17 protein-coding genes and 1 pseudogene are annotated in these 20,343 nt (G+C 65.2%); 6 read left to right on the forward strand and 12 right to left on the reverse strand.

Annotation, left to right across the window (positions count from 1 at the left end; all coding sequences use genetic code 11):
- Nucleotides 1-84: 84 nt before the first annotated feature.
- The 7 genes from Q5761_RS07605 to Q5761_RS07630 all read right to left on the reverse strand — a co-directional run bounded on the left by Q5761_RS07605 (nt 85) and on the right by Q5761_RS07630 (nt 7,619).
- Nucleotides 85-1,359, reverse strand: coding sequence for a sugar ABC transporter substrate-binding protein (locus Q5761_RS07605; RefSeq protein ID WP_318750105.1), 1,275 nt, complete (start codon nt 1,357-1,359; stop codon nt 85-87).
- 92 nt (nt 1,360-1,451) lie between these two features.
- A complete protein-coding gene (locus Q5761_RS07610; RefSeq protein WP_318750106.1) occupies nt 1,452-2,420 on the reverse strand; it encodes an ROK family protein in 969 nt (322 codons plus the stop codon).
- Nucleotides 2,359-3,381, reverse strand: a complete 1,023-nt coding sequence (gene pfkB / locus Q5761_RS12410) for a 1-phosphofructokinase (protein ID WP_413084496.1) — start codon at nt 3,379-3,381, stop codon at nt 2,359-2,361. The genes Q5761_RS07610 and pfkB overlap by 62 nt, the downstream gene beginning before the upstream one ends.
- Nucleotides 3,382-3,388: 7 nt before the next feature.
- Complete coding sequence (locus Q5761_RS07615) at nt 3,389-4,459, reverse strand: bifunctional phosphoglucose/phosphomannose isomerase (protein WP_318750107.1); 1,071 nt, start codon at nt 4,457-4,459, stop codon at nt 3,389-3,391.
- Nucleotides 4,440-5,354, reverse strand: a complete 915-nt coding sequence (locus tag Q5761_RS07620) for a class II fructose-bisphosphate aldolase (protein WP_318750108.1) — start codon at nt 5,352-5,354, stop codon at nt 4,440-4,442. The genes Q5761_RS07615 and Q5761_RS07620 overlap by 20 nt, the downstream gene beginning before the upstream one ends.
- A gap of 347 nt (nt 5,355-5,701) precedes the next feature.
- Complete coding sequence (locus Q5761_RS07625; protein ID WP_318750109.1) at nt 5,702-6,838, reverse strand: ABC transporter ATP-binding protein; 1,137 nt, start codon at nt 6,836-6,838, stop codon at nt 5,702-5,704.
- Between the two features lie 19 nt (nt 6,839-6,857).
- Complete coding sequence (locus tag Q5761_RS07630; protein WP_318750110.1) at nt 6,858-7,619, reverse strand: DeoR/GlpR family DNA-binding transcription regulator; 762 nt, start codon at nt 7,617-7,619, stop codon at nt 6,858-6,860.
- 215 nt (nt 7,620-7,834) lie between these two features.
- Here Q5761_RS07630 and Q5761_RS07635 point away from each other — a divergent pair.
- Nucleotides 7,835-9,064, forward strand: a pseudogene (locus Q5761_RS07635) (IS256 family transposase).
- 480 nt (nt 9,065-9,544) lie between these two features.
- Nucleotides 9,545-9,787 carry a hypothetical protein gene (locus tag Q5761_RS07640; RefSeq protein ID WP_318750111.1) on the forward strand — a complete coding sequence of 81 codons (243 nt, stop codon included), beginning with the start codon at nt 9,545-9,547 and terminating at the stop codon, nt 9,785-9,787.
- On the opposite strand, the gene Q5761_RS07645 is transcribed toward Q5761_RS07640, so the two are convergent.
- The 3 genes from Q5761_RS07645 to Q5761_RS07655 form a co-directional block, all read right to left on the reverse strand.
- The gene (locus Q5761_RS07645) at nt 9,788-10,123 is read right to left on the reverse strand and encodes an RDD family protein (protein ID WP_318751630.1); all 336 of its coding nucleotides are present in this window, start codon (nt 10,121-10,123) and stop codon (nt 9,788-9,790) included.
- 63 nt (nt 10,124-10,186) lie between these two features.
- Nucleotides 10,187-11,590, reverse strand: coding sequence for a transposase (locus tag Q5761_RS07650; protein WP_318750112.1), 1,404 nt, complete (start codon nt 11,588-11,590; stop codon nt 10,187-10,189).
- A gap of 99 nt (nt 11,591-11,689) precedes the next feature.
- The gene (locus Q5761_RS07655) at nt 11,690-12,067 is read right to left on the reverse strand and encodes a PH domain-containing protein (protein ID WP_135225692.1); all 378 of its coding nucleotides are present in this window, start codon (nt 12,065-12,067) and stop codon (nt 11,690-11,692) included.
- Between the two features lie 644 nt (nt 12,068-12,711).
- On the opposite strand from Q5761_RS07655, the gene Q5761_RS07660 reads away from it, so the two are divergent.
- Both Q5761_RS07660 and Q5761_RS07665 read left to right on the forward strand, forming a co-directional pair.
- The gene (locus tag Q5761_RS07660) at nt 12,712-14,379 is read left to right on the forward strand and encodes a hypothetical protein (RefSeq protein ID WP_318750113.1); all 1,668 of its coding nucleotides are present in this window, start codon (nt 12,712-12,714) and stop codon (nt 14,377-14,379) included.
- A complete protein-coding gene (locus Q5761_RS07665) occupies nt 14,334-14,651 on the forward strand; it encodes a metal-sulfur cluster assembly factor (RefSeq protein ID WP_135225693.1) in 318 nt (105 codons plus the stop codon). Before Q5761_RS07660 ends, Q5761_RS07665 begins: the two co-directional genes overlap by 46 nt.
- Before the next feature lie 186 nt (nt 14,652-14,837).
- Here the strand turns inward: Q5761_RS07665 and Q5761_RS07670 are convergent, their stop codons facing one another.
- Nucleotides 14,838-15,638, reverse strand: a complete 801-nt coding sequence (locus Q5761_RS07670) for a DUF2249 domain-containing protein (protein ID WP_135225694.1) — start codon at nt 15,636-15,638, stop codon at nt 14,838-14,840.
- A gap of 291 nt (nt 15,639-15,929) precedes the next feature.
- On the opposite strand from Q5761_RS07670, the gene Q5761_RS07675 reads away from it, so the two are divergent.
- Both Q5761_RS07675 and Q5761_RS07680 read left to right on the forward strand, forming a co-directional pair.
- Nucleotides 15,930-17,234, forward strand: a complete 1,305-nt coding sequence (locus tag Q5761_RS07675; RefSeq protein WP_318750114.1) for a sulfurtransferase TusA family protein — start codon at nt 15,930-15,932, stop codon at nt 17,232-17,234.
- Between the two features lie 345 nt (nt 17,235-17,579).
- Nucleotides 17,580-18,134 carry a TQO small subunit DoxD gene (locus Q5761_RS07680; RefSeq protein WP_318750115.1) on the forward strand — a complete coding sequence of 185 codons (555 nt, stop codon included), beginning with the start codon at nt 17,580-17,582 and terminating at the stop codon, nt 18,132-18,134.
- 341 nt (nt 18,135-18,475) lie between these two features.
- Here the strand turns inward: Q5761_RS07680 and Q5761_RS07685 are convergent, their stop codons facing one another.
- Nucleotides 18,476-20,086: an IS200/IS605 family accessory protein TnpB-related protein gene (locus Q5761_RS07685; RefSeq protein WP_318750116.1), complete on the reverse strand. Its 1,611-nt coding sequence runs from the start codon at nt 20,084-20,086 to the stop codon at nt 18,476-18,478.
- Nucleotides 20,087-20,343: the final 257 nt, after the last annotated feature.

Raw genomic sequence — 20,343 nt, forward strand, 5'->3', positions numbered from 1 at the left:
TATACACCTGCCCCGTGCCCCAGGTTGTCGGCACGGTGGCGGACAACGCGCTGTCCGCCACCGTGCCACGCGGGGTGTCTGCGTCTAGTTACTCAACGGCAATCCGGTAGCCCTGGAAATGGCCAGTGCTGCCGTCTTTGTCGCTTCTGCAGGGTCGGTCCCGTTCAGGACTGCCTGCTGCATATCCTTCAGCGGCTTTGTCGCATCCAGCATAATGGGCCCGTGGTTCATCGGAGGAACCTTCTTTGCCAGCTCCGCAAAGAATGGATAGATTGGCATACCGAAGTAGTCAAAGTTCTTCTTGAAGGCATCAGTCTCGTATATCGGTGTATAAGCGGGGAACAAGCCGTACTCAAGCATCACGGTTTGACCTTCGATGGTGGCAAGGCAGTACTCTATAAATTTCCATGCGGCGTCCGCATTTCGGCTTTGCTTTGTAATTGCAAGCACGGAGCCGCCCAGGTTTGCCGCACGGTTGCCGCCTTCTGTGAATGCCGGCATCGGCCTGATTCCCCACTTGCCCGACTGATCCTTGACCGCATGCATTAGGGTTCCTGCATACCAGACCGGATACACGACTGTGGCCATCTTGTTGTTGTTGAGAGCCGTGATTTGACCATTCCAGTCCTTGAAGTTCATCAAGATACCAGCATCTTTCATCTTTTTAAGCATGGCTAGGGCTTCCTGTGCTTCCTTGGAGTGCAAATTGATTTTTCCATCTGAAGTGACGTAACTCCCGCCGAGCTGACTAAACAACATCTCGAATGGGTCAAAGTCGTTATCCCCGTAGCCCCACATCGCCACATCCGGGAATTTCTCCTTCAGTTTTCGGCCAGCGGCGATGAAGTCGTCCCATGTGTTGATAGAGTCGGGATCAATGCCGGCTGCTTGAAACATGTCCTTGCGGTAGTAGAGGGCCACAGGGCCGATGTCCCACGGCACTCCGAAAACCCTATCGTCTTTAGTCACTGACTCCCAGGTTGACGGAATGAAATCGGATTTGATGTTCTGGATCCTGTCGGTGATGTCGACGAACGCTCCCGGGAACTTTTTAAGAAATGCCGGAAAATCTCGCTCTTGTATCTGCACGATGTCCGGTGCATTGGATCCTGAGGCCAATGTCGGCATAATCTTTGTATAGCCCGGATCTACGTACTCGATATTTACCTTGATGTTTGGATACTTCTTGTTAAACTCAGGGACCGCTGCTTTGAGGGCGTCCGCGGCGTCGTTCCAAGCAGCTACCCTGATGGTTATCGCTTCCGTGGTACCGTTGTTCCCCGAACCCGACCCGCACGCCGTCATCAACAGGGCACAGATACATAGCGCGGCAAGGACCAAAATAGCGGGCCTTGTCATCTGTCTCCCCTCCTTTAGGGAAATTGAGGCCATCATCTTCGTTACAAACCGCGCCAATCGTGATCACGGGCGCTTCCCAAGCCGGCCCTTGGTCACACTGCACCGGACAACCGTCGTAGCGCTAGGGCGGCCGCTCCCATGACGCCGGAACGATCCCCCAGTTCTGCCCGTACAATGGAGACCGCGCTTAGCGGAACCTCCCACACGCGGCGTCCTACCGCCTGGCGCACCAGCTCGAGAAACGGTTCACCTGCGAGCGACACACCTCCTCCGACGATAATGCGTTCGGGATTGAACAAGTGAATAGCTCCGGCCAACCCGATAGCTAAGTACTCAGCAGCCTCTGTTAGGACTTCCCGGGCAAGATCGTCACCTTGGGCAAACGCAGCCGCCACGTGCTTGGCCGTCACGCGATCAACAGCACCGTCAACCAGAGTCCAAAGAGAAGAGCGTACACCTTCACGCAGTCGCTCTTGTGCGCGGCGAGCAATGGCTCGCCCGGATGCGTACTGCTCTAAACACCCCCGATTGCCGCACCCACACGGCAACCCCTCCTTCTCCACGGTGAGATGGCCAATTTCACCGGCACTCTCCGTCACACCGACATAGAGCTGGCCGTCTAGGACGATACCTGCACCGACCCCCGTGCCCAGAGTGACGCAGATGAAGTTCCGCAATCCCCGTCCAGCTCCAAAGACGTGCTCGCCCAATGTTGCAACACGGACGTCGTTATCAATCCAGGTCGGAACGCCAAACCGCCGGTGAAAGTACTCGGCAACATTCACGTCGCGCCAACCCAAGTTTGGGGATATCCGCGATAGACCTTGCGTACTTGAAACCAGTCCCGGCACACCTACTCCGATGCCAGCCAACCTAGATCGACCAGGCAACTCCGTCAGGAGGCGTTCGACTTCTCGCGCGATTCGGTCAAGAACACCGTCGGGTCCGTCTACTGCCCGCGTCGGAATGACCCGTTCAGCCACAACATGTCGCTTCGCATCAGCTGCTGCTAACACGACATTGGTTCCTCCAATATCGATCCCCATCACCAGTGGTTCCATGGTCCATTTCCCTTTCTCCGGCAGACCTGCCACCCACGAAAGCCACTCTTACCTTCTTAGCCCATTCTTCTACATCGGCGGGATCTACGATACCGCCTTCTGGGTGCTCAGCGTTGGACGCTGCCAAGGCTGTGGCCAAGCACAAGGCTGCCTCTTCGTCCCGATCCTCCACTAAGGCCATTGCGAGACCTGCAACCATAGCGTCTCCACACCCAACGGTATTAACGGCCTTAACGGTCAGTGCCGGAGCGTGCCACACGCCACGAGAGGAGCAAAGCACAGCGCCATCCTCGCCCAGTGAAACCACGGCCCACCCACCTGTTTTCCGTTGAAGTTCCTGCGCTGCCCCTAATGCATCCGCCACACTACTACATGGTCGCCCCCACCAGGCTTCCAACTCGGCACGGTTTGGCTTGACAATGTCGGGATGTGCGCATAGCGCTGTTGCAAAAGCCTCTCCACTGGTGTCGAGCACAGTCCGCTTACCCGCACGCCTGACGTCGTCTACCAGGACACGGTACGTTTCCAGCGGTAGCCCTGGTGGCAAACTGCCAGAGAAGACGACAACTTTGGACTGATCGAGAAGTGACGCCAAGTGTGCACGAAATTTCTCTAAGTAATGCTCGTTCAGTGTAGGTCCCGACTCGCGCAACTCTGTAATCATTCGATTGTCAGGATCAACGATGGTTAGGCACAGCCGTGTCTCTCCATCAACCCAGACGAAGTCTGAAGCAATCTCCATCTCCTCCAGCGCTGACTGAACCCAACGGCCATTGTGACCTGCCAAAAAACCAGTGGCCCGAACGCGAACACCCATAGTACGCAACACCCGGGTCACATTGAGGCCCTTTCCGCCTGGAAGAGCACGAACCTCTTGCGCTCGCCAGACACTGCCCTGCTTAAAACCTGGTAAAGTATATGTCTTGTCAATTGCGGGGTTGAGGGTAACCGTGAGAATCACCAGTCGGTCACTCCTGTATCATCTTGTCTTTGAGGAGGTCAATGATCGCTACAGGTGTTGGGTCTAGACCCTGGCGAAGCGCTGCGTAAAGGGACACCCAGTCGCCAAGACACACCAGGGAAAATAGACGCGCCAGCCGACTTTGTCCCTGGCTCTCGACCACGCGGACTACCCCAACACGGTCGCGTAGCATCTGTGCGGAGATCTCCTGGCGACGCGTGGTCCTCAAGTCATCTTCCACATCGCGGAGGATGGTGACATGAAACTGCCGTAGGAGGTGACTCGGCCCATCCCATCCCACTGCTTCATCATGGTGCAGGTGCGGAATGACATTGGCAAAGGCCATGACCTTGCTATTCTCAGCCAATTGATTCTTCCAGCGCAAAGCCACCGCACCAGTTAATGGATCTGATCCATAGATGAGCGGAATGCGCCCTTCTAGTTCCAGCGCGATCTGTTTAGCCTCATTGCGATGCGTTGGCACCTCCAGCGCATACCGCTCCGCGAGTTCCTGCACCAAGGCAATTGTTTCTTCGACCTCGTTCGAACGATCATCAATTAGTCCCCAATAGGTCAGCAGGGCGAGGAGAGGGAAGAATAGATACCCCACAGCAATGCGCGGCATCAAGCCGCCAGGAATAACACAAACAGGTATCCCCGCTTCTTCAGCTTCCGTCTTCAGCCTTCCGCCGGCTGTAACAGCCACCACCATCGCTCCACGCCGCCTCGACTCCCGAAAAGTCGTCAAAATTTCTTCTGTATTACCCGAGTGAGACACAGCAATGACCAGTGATCCATCGTCCACGTATGCAGGAAGTCGGTAACCCTGTACTAGTGTGAGTGGTACAGGCAATGCATCCCATAGATAGGCTTCGAGGAGGCGCACGCTAGCCGCCGAGCCTCCACCGGTGGCAAGCACCACCACCTCGTGCAACGGACGCCGCAACGGCGGCGGCACAAAGCGCTGCCCGAGGGCCCACCCTTCAGCGAACTGGGAAGCATACGCTCGAGTCGTTTCTAGCGCGCGAGATCCATCTAGCTGCTTCAATGTGGATACATCATCGAGCGGAACCCGCACGCTTCGTCACCTCCGAACCATCCGCTTCGTGGAGGTATCGCCACATCTCCGGTGCGCGGTTAACCGAACCACACCAAGCCAATTTCTCGGCGACCACAGCCTTGATGGCCTCCTTCGCTGCCTCCATGAAGCGGCGTGGGTCGACCTCATTGGAGTCAACCAGTACCTTACGAATCGCCTCAGCTGCCCGCAACTTCACCTCAGTTCCCACATTCACCTTGCGGATGCCGTTCGCCACGGCTCGTCGCACTAACGCCTCGGATAGGCCCGACGCCCCGTGAAGCACGAGAGGCACGGATACCCGCTCGTAAATACGGCGGAGTCGATCGAAATCTAGATGCGGTTCACCCTGGTAGAGTCCATGAACCGTACCAATTGCCACAGCCAAAGAATCAACGCCGGTTATCTTAACAAAGCGAGCTGCTTCGTCCGGATCGGTATAAATGGGATGTACATCGATCCCCCCTTCCTCCCGGCCGCCAATTGGTCCAAGTTCCCCTTCCACTGGCACGCCGACTGCATGAGCAAGCTCCACAATACGTCTCGTACGCGCTATATTTTCCTCGAAGGTCAACCTCGAACCATCGTACATCACCGACGTATAGCCTGCACGCAAACACTGCAATATGGTTGCTTCATCTTTCCCATGATCCAGGTGTAGTGCGACGGGCACTCGCGACTTGGTTGCTGACTCCCTAACAACGGCGGCCAATTCTTCTGCTCCTGCGATCCGCACTGTCGCCGGTGTTGTTTGCAAGATAACTGGAGCATTAGCCTCTTCTGCCGCTTCAATTACAGCTCGTATTGTCTCTAAGTTGTAGACATTGCACCCTAACACTGCGTATTTCCCTTCGCAGGCTGCGGCCAACAGAGATGTCGTCGTGACCAATGGCATGAATTAATTCCTCCCGACCCACATAGTCGGATTTCTTACCGACCGGATTTCCACGAAGTTGAATTGGAAAGCTATAAGCACTAGTGCCGAGCAATTCGATGATCGCCGCCCCCAGCAGCACTTGGCATGACGCCCAACCTATTCTCAATGTTGCCTCAGGGAGTAAAGGTTGACCCACGTGTCCTTGGGTCGATTCTAGGCTCATCGGTCGACGGCTAGAACCCTTGCGCCAGTACATCAGATACATGCTCAACACCGGTTAATAGCGCAACAGAACATGTGGAAAGAGGTGGACGTAACCGCGAGCAGCACGTGGGTTCACGTAACCTACGACGTCGCCTCAGTTCTCACACCGTTACGGCCGGCGGCGCCCGGATGGCCTGCTCGGTCTCCGCGTCGAACAGGTGCAGGTGACCGCCGTCCAGCGCCAGGGGCAGCCGGTCGCCGGCGCGCACCTGCATCCGCGGGTCGGTGCGCACGGTCAGGTTGTGGGGACCCGCGCTCACGTACAGGTAGGTCTCGGCGCCCAGCGGTTCCACCACCTCGACCGTTGCCTCCAGGCGCCCCTCCGGCAGGTCACGCACGCGCTCGGGATCGGTGATGACATGCTCGGGCCGCACGCCCAGGATCACCGGCCGGCCCGCCTGGCCGTCGAGGTGGGCGGCCGCGTACTCGGCCAGCGCGCCGCGGATCGGGCAGCGGATGGCCTCGTCGGTCTCGAACCAGATGTCCTCCCCGTCGCGCCGCAGCGTCCCGCGCACCAGGTTCATGGGCGGCGAGCCGATGAAGGTGGCGACGAAGACGTTGGCCGGCTCGGCGTAGAGCTGGTGCGGCGTGGCCACCTGCTGTAGCTTGCCGTCCCGCATGACGACGATGCGGTCGCCCAGGGTCATGGCCTCCACCTGGTCGTGGGTGACGTAGATGGTGGTGGTGCCGAGGCGCTGGTGCAGGCGGGCGAGCTCGGTGCGCATCTGCACCCGCAGCTGGGCGTCCAGGTTGGAGAGGGGTTCGTCCATCAGGAACACCTTGGGGTCGCGGACGATGGCGCGGCCCAGGGCCACACGCTGGCGCTGGCCGCCGGAAAGCTGGGCGGGCCGCCGCTTTAGCAGGTGGGTCAGTCCCAGGGTTTCGGCCGCCTGGCGCACGCGGCGATCGATCTCGTCCCGCGGGAACTTGCGCATGCGCAGGCCGAAGGCCATGTTGTCGTACACGGTCATGTGGGGGTACAGGGCGTAGTTCTGGAAGACCATGGCCACGTCCCGGTCCTTGGGCGGGACGTCGTTGACGGGCCGGTCATCGATGTAGATCTCGCCCTCCGTCACGTCCTCGAGTCCCGCGATCAGCCGCAGGAGCGTGGACTTGCCGCAGCCCGAGGGTCCCACCAGCACCAGAAACTCGCCGTCTTCGATGGTCAGCGAGATGTTGTCCACTGCGACGGTGTGGCCGAAACGCTTGGTCACCCCTCGCAACTCGACCCGTGCCACGGATGGCCCCTCCTCTGTCTCATACCACAATTACCTCCTTACCCATGGATCGCAGACGCTCCACATCCTTAGCTGGCGCTTTGTCATCTGTGATGACAACATCTATGTCCTGGACAGTTGCAATACGGGAGAAAGTAACCTTCCCGAATTTCGTATGATCTGCGACCACTATAGCCATCCGTGCTGACTGTAACATTGCTTGATTTACTGTGGCCTCGTCCATGTTTGGCGTAGTAAGGCCATATTTTAGGGACAAACCGTTTACCCCGAGAAACACTTTATTGACGTATACCCCTTCCAGGCTCCGCACCGCGAGGGGACCCACGAGAGCCAGGGATCGTTCTCGGAGTTGTCCCCCAGTAACCACGAGCCGGATTCCTGGGCATGTAGCCAGCGCATTCACCACCGACATCGAGTTGGTCACTACTGTTAGACCGTTACGGTTACGGAGTAACCGCGCAATCGCTGCGGTGGTTGTGCCAGCGTTAAGAGCAATAGCGTCTCCATCTCCAATCATGCTGGCCGCTGCCTCGGCAATCCGCCGCTTCTCCTCAGCCTGTAGCGCCTCCTTAGCAGCAATCTCAGGCTCCTCCATGAGGCTGCTGGTAAGCAGGGCTCCTCCGTGCGTACGCGTAACCAGGCCTTCGTTTTCGAGCCTGTCCAGGTAACGGCGAACGGTCACTTCCGAAACTCCCAGGACAGCGCTCAATTCGGCCACGGTTGCATACCGTGACGTGCCCAAGTGCTGGAGGATAGCCTGTTCGCGCTCGTTTCGCGACACTACGACCACTCCTGCCAAGAGCTAGTATTCGGTTTCGAAATCAAAACTCCTCCTGCCGAACGTGTACGAGGACGAAATTCATGGTTAAAGTCCCGGGTAGCGGTGGACTTTCCGGCTAGGGTTTAGGCGTGGCTGGTGGCCGTTGACAGCAGCGGTCACCGGCGGCTTCCCTTCGGGTTGGACAAACCCGAGCACGAAGGGAGGTCGGACCACCGGTGACCGCTGACTTCAGGATGGCACTTCTCGAACTGCTGCGCCAGTACCAGGGCGAGCCCGAGGTCGACGCCCTGCGGGAGGGCCTGCGCTGGCTCGCCCAGCAGCTGATGGAGGTCGAGGTCAGCGAACTCATCGGCGCCCAGCGCTACGAGCGCACCCCGTCGCGCAATTACGTACCGAAACGGGTACCGCCCCCGGCGCTGGGACACGCGCGTGGGCACCATCGAGCTGCAGATCCCGAAGTTACGCCGCGGCAGCTACTTCCCCAGCCTCTTGAAGCCGCGGCGGCGCGCGGAGCGGGCCTTGCTGGCCGTGGTGCAGGAGGCCTACGTGCACGGGTGAGCACGCGCAAGTTGGACGAGCTGGTCCAGGCGCTGGGCGTCGGGGGCTTGAGCAAGAGCGAGGTCTCCCGCATCTGCGCCGAGCTGGACGAGCACATGGAGCGCTTTCGGAACCGGCCGCTGGAAGGCGAGTACCCCTACGTGTGGCTGGACGCCAAGGCGGTGAAGGTGCGGCAAGACGGACGGGTGGTGAACATGGCGGCCGTGATCGCCGTGGGTGTGCGGGAGACAGGGGAACGGGAGGTCCTGGGGTTCGACGTGGGCGCGGCCGAGACGTACGAGTTCTGGCTGGACTTCCTACGTCGCCTGGTGGCCCGGGGGCTGAAGGGCGTGCGGCTGGTGATCTCGGACGCCCACGAGGGCCTCACGCGAGCCATCGGTGAGGTGCTGGCAGGCGCCACGTGGCAGCGGTGCCGGGTGCACTTCATGCGGAACCTGCTGGCGCGGGTGCCCAAGCACGCCCAGTCCATGGTGGCAGCGCTGGTACGGACCATCTTCGCCCAGCCGGACCGTGCCTCGGCTCGGCAGCAGCTGGAGCAGGTGGCGGCAAACTTGGAGCGGCGGTTCCCCCAGGTGGCGAGCCTGCTGCGGGAGGCAGCGGAGGAGGTTTTGGCCTACATGGACTTCCCGCCGGAGCACTGGCGGGGGATCCACTCGACGAACGTCCTGGAGCGGCTGAACCGCGAGCTGGCGCGGCGGTGCGACGTGGTGGGCATCTTCCCGAACGTGGCGGCGGTGCTGCGCCTGCTGGGTGCGCTGCTGGAGGAGCAGCAGGACAAGTGGCTGGTGCAGCGGCGGTACTTTAGCCAGGCGTCGATGGCGAAGCTCAAGGGCGGTGACGCGTTGGGGAGTGACTCGGTGAGCGCCTTGGCCGTTGCAGCGAGGTAAGCCCATGGAACCCGAGGGGGAGCCGCTTTTCCACCACTTGCCGGGACACGGCCAAAGCAAGATCCGGCAACCCTCGAGCGGTTTATAGCCAGCCAATTGATCGTTTGCAGCCTGCAGTGCATCAAGCTCCGCCCGGAATTCCCGCACCATTTGCCGGCACGCCTCGGCGATGCTCCGCAGGACCTGGCGCAGCCGGTCCCGTTCGGCTTCGGCCCGTTCGGCCCGGGCTTCGGCCTCGCGGACCAGCTCCTCGGCAAGCTCCATCGCCTCCACAGATGCATTGAATCGCGGGTACCGGGCCATTTGCTGGCGCCACGCTGCCGTGTCCTTGAGCCACTTTGCCCAAACCCTTTCCCAGGCAGGATCGTCAAGGTCATGACCCATGGCCCACATAAGACCCAGGGCAAGACCTTGCTTGGGACGGCGTTGCACCATTGCGACGACCGTGGCCGGATCGGGCCGGCCCGGCGATCGGGTCCAGTGCCGGGTGATCTCCGCGATGAGACGGGTCAACAGGCGGTGCGAGCGGACCGCACGTTCCCAGAGGCGGTCCCGCAGATCGCCCCGGCGGGATGGAAGTTGCAGGGGTACCCGCTGGAGCAAGAGCAGAAGGCTCGCCTGATCGAGGACTTCAAGGGCGAGATGAAGGCCCCCCACCTGTTGGATGGCGGGAGGCACGTGGTCCTGTGTGTCCGGCACAGCAATCCCTCCTCCGAGGCGTGATCACAGTGTTGGCGTGGAACCAGCAGGGATGGGCGTGGTCGCCGGCGCCGCGGGCGCAGTGCGCAACACAACGGTGCGGGCAACCATGTCATGGAAGCCCTGCTTCCGAGGTTCGAAGGCGATGCTGAGATAGCCGATGCCGAAGCTGAACGCGTTGAGAAAACGCCCGAAATGACGAACTGTGGCACGACCAAAACCAATGCACTGGCCCTTCTCGTCCGTCACACGCAGTCCGAGCGCTCGCTTCCCAAGCGTGGCCTGCGATAATGACGACTCTAAAGAGCCTGTTTCACTGATCCTGACGAGATCAGAACTGGGGGAACGTACCGGGTCGATTCGGCCATGTCCCGTGGGCTGACGGTCAGGACGGGGTAGGCCGGCGGCCCGGTCGTTACCCTTCTACGCCAACGCGGCCGCCATCCAACCAAAGGGTGAGGATGCGGACCCCTTCGTTACCTTCCGCCAGAGCTTCAGCAAGTTATGGGTCAGGCAGAGCAGCTTCCACTCGCTGTCACACGCCGCCAGACCCCGACGGAGGAACCGGTCGGCGCCTCGCACGGCCTTGATCTGCCCGAACACGGGCTCCACGGTCTGGCTGCGCTTGGCGTAGATCGCCTGTCCTCGCCGGGTCCGCAGCTTGCGTTCCATCCGCTCCCGCAGGCTCAGCCCCTTGGGGATGCGGCCTCGCGGAGGGGGTGCATCCTTCCAGGCTTGGCGCTGCTTCCACTCCTTGCTCGTCGCCAGGAAAAGTTCCGGCCCCTCGACCGGCGCCTGCTTCACGTTCGCCTCGCTCCAGTACCCTGCGTCGGCCACCACGGCCCGGATGGGTTTGTCCACGCCTGCTGCCTGGAGGTTGGCTTGCGCTTGTTGGAGCATCGGGTGCAGTTGGCCGACGTCGTTGGCGTCCTGCGTCACCGCCGCGGCCACGATGAGCTGGTCTTCGCTCACCACCGCCTGGGCGTTGTACCCTTGCACAAAGCCCTGCCGGGTCTTCATGATCCGGCTGTCCGGGTCCGTGACGTTCGCCTTCGCCGCCGGATCCACCGAGGGATCCGGCGCCTTCGGCTTGCGCCCCCGCCGCTTCTTGCCGGTCGCCTGCTCCTGCGCCTTCCGCTCCTCGATGCGGGCCTGCTGCCGGGCGGCTTCCCGGGCCGCCTCGTCCTCCAGCCGCCGCTTGCATGCCTTCAGCCGCTCCAGCCGGCTCGCACGGTGGCGCAGCTCCTCCGGCAACGCGTCCCCACGACGCCCGGAGCCGTACCGCTCATCTTCTTCCCGGTCCGTGGCCTCCGCCTCCCGGAGCATCTTCTCCACTTCCTGGCGAATCGCATCGTAGGTTCGGTTGGCCGCCAGCGAGGCGTTGGCCTTGACTTTCGTCCCGTCCAGTGCCACCACGCCGACCTTCCCCAGCCCCGCCTCGCGGCACAGCCGCAGCACCTGCGTGAACAGCTCGGCCAGTTCCCGCTCGTGGCGCTGGCGGAAGCGGGCAATGGTCACGTGATCCGGCTTCTGGTTGGCGGTGATCACCCGGAAGGCCACGTCCTCGAGGCACAGCCGCTCGATCCGCCGGCTGGACCGCTCGCCGACGCAGTAGGCGTACAGCAGGAGCGTCACCATCATGGTGGGGTCGTCGCTCTCCCCGCCCCATCCGTCGGCGCGGTACTTGCTCCGAAACGCCCGCAGGTCCATCTGCTCGACGGCGTCGATTAGAAACCAGGCCAGGTGGTCCTCGGGCAGCCCGTCGCGAAGGCTCGGTGGGAGCAGGTACAGTTGGTCACGGTTCACCGGGCGAAAGTTGTAGGCCATAGGGACACCTCGGGCGATGGCGAATGCGAACCAATGGCCTCACTTAAACCCACGTGGGTGCAATCCTGTGGAAATACCTGGGTTCGTGAAACAGGCTCTTCACCGAAGGACGTAGGTCGCCAGGAGCCGCTGCACGTAGTAGATGTCCAGGTCGCGGTGGAAGGTCTTGACCAGCGGCTCCCGGCTACCCGCCAGCCAGATCTTCAGCTCGGCCTCCAGATCCAGGTGGCCCGCCGTCTCGACGGCGAACCGGTTGATGCTGCGGTACGGGATGGACAGGTACTCCACCTTCTTGCCGGTCAGTCCCTGCTTGTCGACCAGGATGAGGCGCTTGTTGGTGAAGATGAAGAGGTCGCGGATCACCTGGTACGCGGCCTCGATCCGCTCTCCCTCCGCCAGCAGGATGCGGTATTCCTGCTGGACCCGGTCCAGGTCGGCTTCCCCGGCGTGGCCCATCATGCGGCCGATCCAGCTCACGGGCGGCTCCCTCCCCACGGCGTGCCCCGGGCCGCGCCCCGTCAGCCCCGCCGCCGGCACCGGCTGCGGACTCGGTCCCGCACAGCCGGGTTCGTTTCTTATACATTAAGCGTATACGGCAAGGGGCCGGGGCTTGACCGGCAAGATGCCCGCATCACCGGACGGGTCTGCCCTCGCCACCGGCCATGCCCCGCCCCGGGAAGGAGTGCCCATGCGAATCCGGCCCGGTCAGGTCGTTTCCCACCCCGAGCTGCCTCTCCGCGGTCTGGTGCTGGCGGTCCGCACCAACCCCGCCTGTCGTCCGCTGGGAGAACGGCGTAGTGGAAGAGCTCGATGCCCTGCGCTGGGGTCCCCTGGAGGACGCCCCGGACGAGGAGGACCCGCACGGCGGCTGACCGCCCGGCGCGCCGCCCGCGCCGCCGCCATACCCCGCAGCCAAGGCCCACCGGACCTCGCCCCGGCAGGGCTCGGAATGGCCCGGTCGAGGCACCCTTCGGCAGCATGTCCTCTTGTGACGGCCATCACGGCACCGGCCCCGAGCGATCTCCTAGTCTAAAGGCGACATCCGAACCGGGACGGACCTGGCGCCGCCGGGCCGCCACAGCCGCACCCGGCGCACCAGACAGGAAAGGGAGGCAATTCCCATGGGCGTGCGCGTCTCCCGCTGGACCCTCCCCTACTTCGCCGCCGCCCTGACCTGCTTCGCGACAGCTCAGGTGGTACTAGCCCTGGGCTGGGCTTATCCCGTCGCAGGCCTGAGCGCGCCGGCCACGCTAGCCACCGTCCACCTGCTGACCATCGGCTGGCTCAGCCTGCTCATTCTTGGCGCCCTGCAGCAATTCGTTCCCGTCATCACCGGGCGGTCGCTGGCCAGCGACACGGCGGCGGCCTGGGCGCTGGGCCTCGTGGTATCGGGTCTGGCGGGCATGGTGGTGGGCTTTCTTTCCCTGTTCGGCGGCCCGCTGGCCGGGGTCGGCACCGGCGTGAGCGGAACGGTCCCGCCGCCAGTGGGGGCCCAGCAAGCCGTCGCCCCGGCGGGGAGCGGCGGCCCGCTGGCCGTCGCCCTGCCCCTGGGCGGCACGCTGGTGCTGACCGGCTTCGCCGTGGCCACGGTGAATCTGGCCATCGGCCTCTGGCGCGCCCGACCGCTGGTGCTGCCGGCACGCTTTGTCGCTGTGGGTCTGATCTTTCTGCTGCTGACCGGTGGCCTGGGCGTACTCCTGGCATGGATCCTGGCCCATCCCCAGGGCGTGGTCCGGCACCTCGGCGCACCCCTGGTGGCCCGGCTGCTGGGGCGCGGCCTGCCCCTGCACATGGTTGCGGGCATCGGCGGCTGGTTCACCCTGACAGCCATGGGCGTCGCCTACAAGCTGCTGAGCATGTTCACCCTGGCGCCGGAAGATCGCGGCCCCGCCGGCCGCTGGGTCCTGCGCCTCAGCGCCACAGGCCTGCTGCTGGCCTGGCTGGGCGGCCTGGCTCACCTGCTGCTGGCGGGAACGGCGGGCGGGACGGCCGCAGGGACCGGGGCCGCTGGTGAAGGACTGGCCGGTCTGGCGCAGGTGCTCTCCGGCCTGGCCACCGCCGGATGGGTCGCGGCCGGCGTGGGGGTGGTGATCTACCTCTGCGACATGCGCCGCCTCTACCGGCAGCGGCGGCGGAAGGTGCTGGAACTCAACGCCCGCTGCGCTCCCTGGGCCTTCGGCGCGCTGGCCGTGGCCATGGGGATGCTGGCCGCGGGCGCCCTGACCGGCCGGTTGGCTGCGGTCACACCGGCGCTGGCCTACCTGCTGCTCTTTGGCTGGCTTTCCGGTCTTGGCCTGACCCAGCTGTACAAGATCGTGCCCTTTCTCACCTGGCTCGAAAAGTTCGGGCCGCGCCTCGGCCGGGGACCGGCCGTCCGCGTCCAGGATCTGGTGAACGAGCGCCGGGCGCAGCCCTGGTTCCGGCTCTACTTCGCAGCGGTGGCGGTGGCGACGGTTGCGATACTCGCCGGCTGGGACGACCTGTGGCGGGCCATGACCGCTCTCACCCTGGCCAGCACGCTGGCCATCGCGCTGGAGCTGTGGCGCGCCCGGCGGGCCGAGCCCAGGCCCCACGGGGCACCGGTTCCTCCGCCCTGGCTGGGGGAAAGGGGGCGTACCGGCGCGAGTACGGCGGGCACGATCCCGCGACCTGACCCGCGAACCGCCGCCGGCGAGGGCTTCCCTGGGCAACCCGTGGGGAAACGGGCCGGCGCAAGCCGGCCGGCGGGAGGGAGGTGGACGGCGTGGCCGAACCCGTGGTCACCGAGGATGACATCCGGGAAGCGTTGATGGACGTCATCGACCCCGAACTGGGGTTCAACATCGTCGACCTGGGGCTGATCTACGGCATCACCGTCGACGACGGCAAGGTCCACATCGTGATGACCATGACGACACCCGGCTGTCCGGCGACGAACTACCTGCAGGAAGGCACGCGGGAACGGGCGCTGGCGGTTCCCGGGGTGAAGGACGTGGAGGTCCAGGTGGTCTGGTCGCCGCCCTGGACACCCGACCTGATGAGCGACCGTGCCAAGCGCTTCTTCGGGCTGATCGAAGGCTGACCGGCCGCCTGCCTTCCCCGGCAACCCCGTATGGCGCCGCCGGAGCCTGCATCCCGGTTCGCCCGCCTGCACGCGGCCGCTGGAAGAGCCCAACGGGCCGGGCTCCCATTCCAGGACCCGGCCCGTTGCGCTGCTACCGGTCCGACGGCAAGATGCGCCTCTGGTCGGTAGGCTGCGGTCGTTCCCCTAACGCTCGGGGCGCCAGAAAGTGACGCGCCAGGCGCCGTCGGGCCCCCGTTCGGCGCGGTGCTGAAAGCCCTTTCGCTTCATGACCCAATACAGGGGCACCGGCTCGAATCCCACAATCAACACGAAGGGCTGGCCCGGCTTGAGGCGGGCCACATTGGCCATGATGTCCCGGAACGGCTCCTGCCGCCGCGCGAAATAGGGCCGGACGTCCATGACCAGGGGCTCCACCGCTTCCTGCACGGCTTCTTGCCCGCTCGGGTTGCCGGGGACACTCACCTGCTCCCCGTCCTGCGCTGCCGCCCCTGCCTGCTGTTGCGGCCGCTGCGCCCGTCCCCCCACAGGCCCTCCGTCCGAGCCGGAGCCGGCGGATAGGCTACCCGTCGCCGGGGCTCCTCTGGCGGGTTCAGCAGGCACAGGCGCCAGGCCGTCGCCGTCCGGCGCAGGCGCCGCTTCGGAGCGCCAGATGCGGATGATCACCGTGCCGTCGTCCTGTTCGGCCATGGCGTACGCAAAGCCGCGCTCGTCCAAGTGGGGCAGGAGGAACATGGGCTTGCGGTCGTTGTGGGCCTGCAGGACCTGGCCCGGCTGAAGCTGGTCCAGGGCCGACAGGATCCGCACCATGGGCTCCGGCGGCTGCAACCCGCGGTTGTCCAGGGTCAGGGCCGGTTCTGCCGGGGCCGGCGGCAGCCGCAAGCCCGTTTCGGGCCTCCCGCCGGCCGCCGGCAAGCCACCGGCGGCCGGTCCTGCGGCTTCGCCGGCGGGCCCCCGGCCGGCACCCTTTCCCTTGCGGAAGAACATGCCCCCCACCTCCTCGTCTCCTCATCGCGATGGTGCCCGACCGGACGGCCCGCCGGCTGTGACGGTCATCACCTCCCCGGCCCCCCGTCACCTGCCGCGTCCGGTGACCCCCGTCACAGCCCGGCCCGCTCCCGCTGGGGCAGCGTAAAGGCGGAGGGAACCCGGAGGTGACGAGCGATGCCGGTTCCGACGCAGGCCGCAGATTCCCCGGTCCTGGTCCGCGGCGCCGCTCCCGCGCCGGCACGTTCCCCGGCTGGCGCCGGCAACGGTGTCCCGCCGCACCAGGCCAGGATGGCAAGCCCTGCCGCGTCCCCGGGTCCCGTCGCCGGGGAGACGGACGATGCTTTGCTGGGGCGCTACGTCAACCGCTATCTGTTGCCACGGGTGGCGCTCACGGTCATCGGCCTGGCCTCCCTGATCGGCGTCTACCTGACCCTGCGGATGCAGGGCGTGCCGCTGTGGTTGGTCCTACCCCGCTGGTCGGGTTTGGTGGGCCTCGGAATTCTGGCCGGTGGCACCATGTGGTGGTCCCGGTTCGTCGTGCCCCGCGACACCCAGCCCGCGGCCGTGGCGCGGTTGGCCGTCGCCCAGGCCCGGCACTACCGGCCCCTGGCAGCCGGCGCGCTCGTCGCAGCCCTGATGGGTGGGGGCGCCTGGGCGGCCTGGATGGGTCCCGTGGCTGCGACCCGCGGCTGGCTTGGGTTGTGGTTGCTGGTGATTGCCCTGCACGGCACCCTGGTGGCTGCCACCCTGGCCCTGCTCAGCCGGCCTGATCGGGAAGCGCTGGAGGCCCGGCGCCAGGCCCTGGCGGTGTTGGTTGCCGCCATCGCCCTGCTGATCACCATGGCGGTGCTGGATGCCGCCCTCACCTTCGGGGCCTACTGGCCGGCCTGGACCTTGCGCGTGCTCCACCTGGGGGCCTTCGGCCTCTGGCTTGGTGGTGCCGTGTGGAACATCTTCGTCGCCGTGCCTGCTGCCCGGGATGAACTGGCCTTCGCCACCGTGGCCGCCTCGGCCACCCAGCTGGAACGCTTCCGCAAGCGGGTTCGGATCTTCCTGCCGCTGCTGCTAGTCAGCGGCTTCGCCCAGGCGGCCGCCTATGCCGGCTGGAACCCGCTGGCCTGGACGGGGAGCGGGGTGGGCCAGCTGGCGCTGGTCAAGCTGGGGCTGGTGGCGGTCCTGTTCGTCATCTTCATCACCTGCCCGCTCTGGCGCGCCTGCTCGCCGATCAAGGGGATGTGCGACCTGGAGGAACTGGCCGGTCCGGCAGCCGGCACGGCACCGGGCGGCCAGCCAGCGCCCGGGCGCGATCATCCGGGACGCCTCACCGGGGCCACCGTGGAGGGCGCGGTAGCGGCTGCCCCGGTCCGGCGCCTGGACCGGCGCGGCACCGGGTGCGCCGGGTTCGTCCACGTAGAAGAAGCCCTGGCGGCCATGGCGCCGGGCGAGGTGCTGGAGCTTTTGAGTTCCGATCCCATCTCGTGGTGGGAGCTTCCGGCGTGGCTGGAGGTCCACGGGCACCGGCTGCTGTTCCGGGAGCGGCGCCGGATGTGGCCCTGGCGGTATTTCCGGTTCCTCATCCAGCGCGGCGCGTAACCGCCGTGCCGGGTCCCGCAAGCGGGTTTGATGGATCGAGCAGCCGCCCGCCGACCCCCCGGTGGGCGGCGCCGCCTTGCCGCCTCGTGCCGGCCTCCAACCGGGCGCCCGCCTGCTACCCTGTTGCCTCCGTGCCCCCCGTGCCGCATGATGAAGCCATGGAACACCTTGCCACCCACAGTGGATTAGGTTAGATTCGACGGCCTCCGGCTTCCTGTGGGGGGCGCGGGCTTCCGCGCCCCGGGGTCGGCTCGGCCCCATTCCGGAAGTGCACGCCCAGCCAGCGTAGGGCGGGGGGCTGGGGTGCACAGTAATGCTGGCGGCCGCGCCGACAGGAGGGTGACGATGGCACGCGACGTTTTCCCCGAGATCCATGAGCCTGCGCCCGTGCGCTGGCTGTTGGCCCATCCCCGGGCGGGCTGGGTGTGGCTCGTTCCCCGCCTGTGGCTGGGGTGGCAGTGGTTGCAGGCCGCCCTGGGCAAGCTGGGTGATCCCGCCTGGACAGGTCCCCAGGCCGGCGCGGCCCTGCAGGGTTTCATCCAGGGTGCCCTGCAGCGCGCCGGGGGTCCCCACCCCGAGGTGACGGGCTGGTACGCCCGCTTCCTCCGCGACGTGGTCTTGCCCAACGCCGCCTCGTGGGCCAAGTTGGTCGCCTACGGGGAGCTGCTGGTGGGCATCGCCCTGCTGGCCGGCATGCTCACGGGGATTGCGGCCTTCTTCGGGAGCTTCATGAACTTCAGCTTCATGCTGGCCGGCACGTCCAGCAGCAACCCGGTGATGTTCGCCATCGCCACCGCCCTGGTACTGGCCTGGCGGGTGGCGGGATGGATCGGTCTGGATCGGTGGCTGCTCCCCCTTCTCGGGACGCCGTGGCAGCCGGGGCGCGCCTTCCGGCGCTAGGAGCGGCCACCACGCCGCGTCGACGACCGCGGCGCCCGTGGCCCCACGGGGACCCTTGCCCTGCGGTTGCCGGCGGGGGGAGCGGAGGCTGGTCAGATTGCTGTTCGTCGCGCTCCTCCTGGCCGCGTGCACGTTGAGCGCGGCACTGTGCATCGAAGCCTTGGGCGCCCGTCTGAGAATCCGGCGCCTGGGCGACGCACCCATCGGCCATCGCCCGCACTGGCCACGGGTGTCCATCGTCGTGCCGGCCCACAACGAGGAAGCCCATCTGGAACCGGCCGTTCGCTCCCTCATGGCGCAGGACTACCGTTCCTCAAAACATAGGCATTTATTGCATCCGCCTATGACGCCGGGCGAACGGTGCTCCCGACGATTCGCGCCGGGGGATCGCACCCCGGACCCCAAGCCAGACCATCGCACCCGGGGCCGTGCGGCCTTGAGGCCGCCGGTGCCCGGGTGGATCGGGGTTCCCCCCGACCTGGGGCGTCCTCGGAGGACCGCTGATAGAGCTGGTGCGCCCGCTGGCCGCGCACCGACGGGGCGATGCGCCGCCAATCGCTCCAGACGTGCCGCCCTCGATTCCTCGCGGGTAGAGGGCGGGCGGTTCCGGAGCGCAAGCGCTCGCCCAAACCCAGGCCCCGGCGGGCGATCGCCACCGCCGCGGCCGCGTGGGGCGACAGCCCGTACCGGGCCATGAACTTGACCTTGCCGATCACGCTGGTGAAGGCCGGGTTGACGCGGAGCACCTCCACGCCTTCCCGGGCGGCCCGGGCCATGAGCAGGGCGGAAAATTTGCCGTAAGCAAACGCGGACAACTTGCGGGCGTATCGCTTGTCCTCTTCTCGAAGACGGGTCTTCTTCTCCCGGAAGTCCAGGTGCTCCACCACGATGGGCTTGCCGGCGCCCTTGGCCCATGCCACCAGGTCCGCCACCGCATCGCCCAGGATGGCCTTCACCTGCTCCCGGCGCTTGCCTTGGAGCGGAAGTCGGATGTCGCGCGCCGCCACCGGGTTGCCGAAGCGGTCGACCTCCGCCACGGCCAGCCGGTCGGGATTCAGATCGGCACCAAGGGCGCCCGCCCTCCGCGATGTCGTGATCGGGGCCGCGGGCCGTTCGGTGGTGGCGAAGACGTACCAGGCGCCGTTCTTCCGGACAAAGCGGTAGGAAATCGCTTGCCCGGACGCGAGGGCCGCCAGGATGACATCCTGCCCATAGGGGAAACGGACGCCCTGCAGCCAAACATGCCGCCCGAAGCGGCCGGCCAGGGCGTTGGGCAACCGAAGGCGTAAGCGGTCGCCCAAGAGCGAACACGTCTGGTTGCCGCTCCTCTCGTCTTTGGAGCCGAGGCAGAAGAAGCTTTGGCTGCGGGCATCGCGCCATGCCTTGCGCCATGCGTCGTGGGAAGCGAACCCATTCGCCTCCAGGTGGAACTGCCGGTGGAACAAACGCCGCGAGCCAAAGCAAATCGGCGGCGATCCCGTCCGGGCTTTTGCCGCTGCCAGGCGGGCGCGCAGCATCGCCAGCCGCCGCTTCTTCTGGTGCAGCCGAAACCGGACCCGACGCCGGCGCGCCGCCCGCTCTTGGGGCGAAAGGGTCGCCCAGCGCCCCTTGCCCGAGGCCAAGGCTTTCGCCTGCTTCTGGAGCTTGGCGATGGCGCGTTCGGTGGATTGGATCTGCCCGCGCAGGTGCGCCAGATGGTGCCGATGGGCTTCCTCCGCCGCCTTCACCTTGGCCTTCAGGTCGGTGGCCAGAGCGTTGAAGTAGCGGGCTGTGATGCCGTCGCGGGCAATGGACTCCCGCTTGCATTCGACAAGGGGACGCTTCCGCACGTAGAGATCGACGAACAACCGGCGCAGCAGGCGACCGTACAGGGCGGCGAGGGCGTCCAGGGCCGGGTAAACCGACCGGTCATGGATCTTCGTCTGGAAGGTCGCCTGCATCGGCCCGATCATCCTCCTTTTCCCAGGATACCAAACGTATGTTCCGTCTGCAAGCCAAATAGGGGGGACGGGTCGGAAGTGGGGGGAACCGTTATGCGAAAGGTTCGCCTCCGGCTGATAACAGATGACGATGGAATGGTAAGCAGCTACGAACCCCGACCTCGAAATCGTGCTCGTGGACGACCGGTCCGAGGACCGGACCGGGGCTCTTCACCCTGCTGTTCGTCGCCTCGGAAAGACCCCATCGGGTCCGGGACCCGAGATGCAGG

Source organism: Thermaerobacter composti (assembly GCF_033582035.1).
GTDB lineage: Bacteria > Bacillota > Sulfobacillia > Thermaerobacterales > Thermaerobacteraceae > Thermaerobacter > Thermaerobacter composti.

Excerpts from the sequence above, each read along its gene's own strand:
- Q5761_RS07605 (WP_318750105.1), bottom strand. The coding sequence starts at position 1,359 with ATGACAAGGCCCGCTATTTTGGTCCTTGCCGCGCTATGTATCTGTGCC.
- Q5761_RS07610 (WP_318750106.1), bottom strand. The coding sequence starts at position 2,420 with ATGGAACCACTGGTGATGGGGATCGATATTGGAGGAACCAATGTCGTG.
- Q5761_RS07620 (WP_318750108.1), bottom strand. The coding sequence starts at position 5,354 with ATGCCATTGGTCACGACGACATCTCTGTTGGCCGCAGCCTGCGAAGGG.
- Q5761_RS07650 (WP_318750112.1), bottom strand. The coding sequence starts at position 11,590 with ATGGCCTACAACTTTCGCCCGGTGAACCGTGACCAACTGTACCTGCTC.
- Q5761_RS07660 (WP_318750113.1), top strand. The coding sequence starts at position 12,712 with ATGGGCGTGCGCGTCTCCCGCTGGACCCTCCCCTACTTCGCCGCCGCC.
- Q5761_RS07670 (WP_135225694.1), bottom strand. The coding sequence starts at position 15,638 with ATGTTCTTCCGCAAGGGAAAGGGTGCCGGCCGGGGGCCCGCCGGCGAA.
- Q5761_RS07675 (WP_318750114.1), top strand. The coding sequence starts at position 15,930 with ATGGCAAGCCCTGCCGCGTCCCCGGGTCCCGTCGCCGGGGAGACGGAC.
- Q5761_RS07680 (WP_318750115.1), top strand. The coding sequence starts at position 17,580 with ATGGCACGCGACGTTTTCCCCGAGATCCATGAGCCTGCGCCCGTGCGC.
- Q5761_RS07685 (WP_318750116.1), bottom strand. The coding sequence starts at position 20,086 with ATGATCGGGCCGATGCAGGCGACCTTCCAGACGAAGATCCATGACCGG.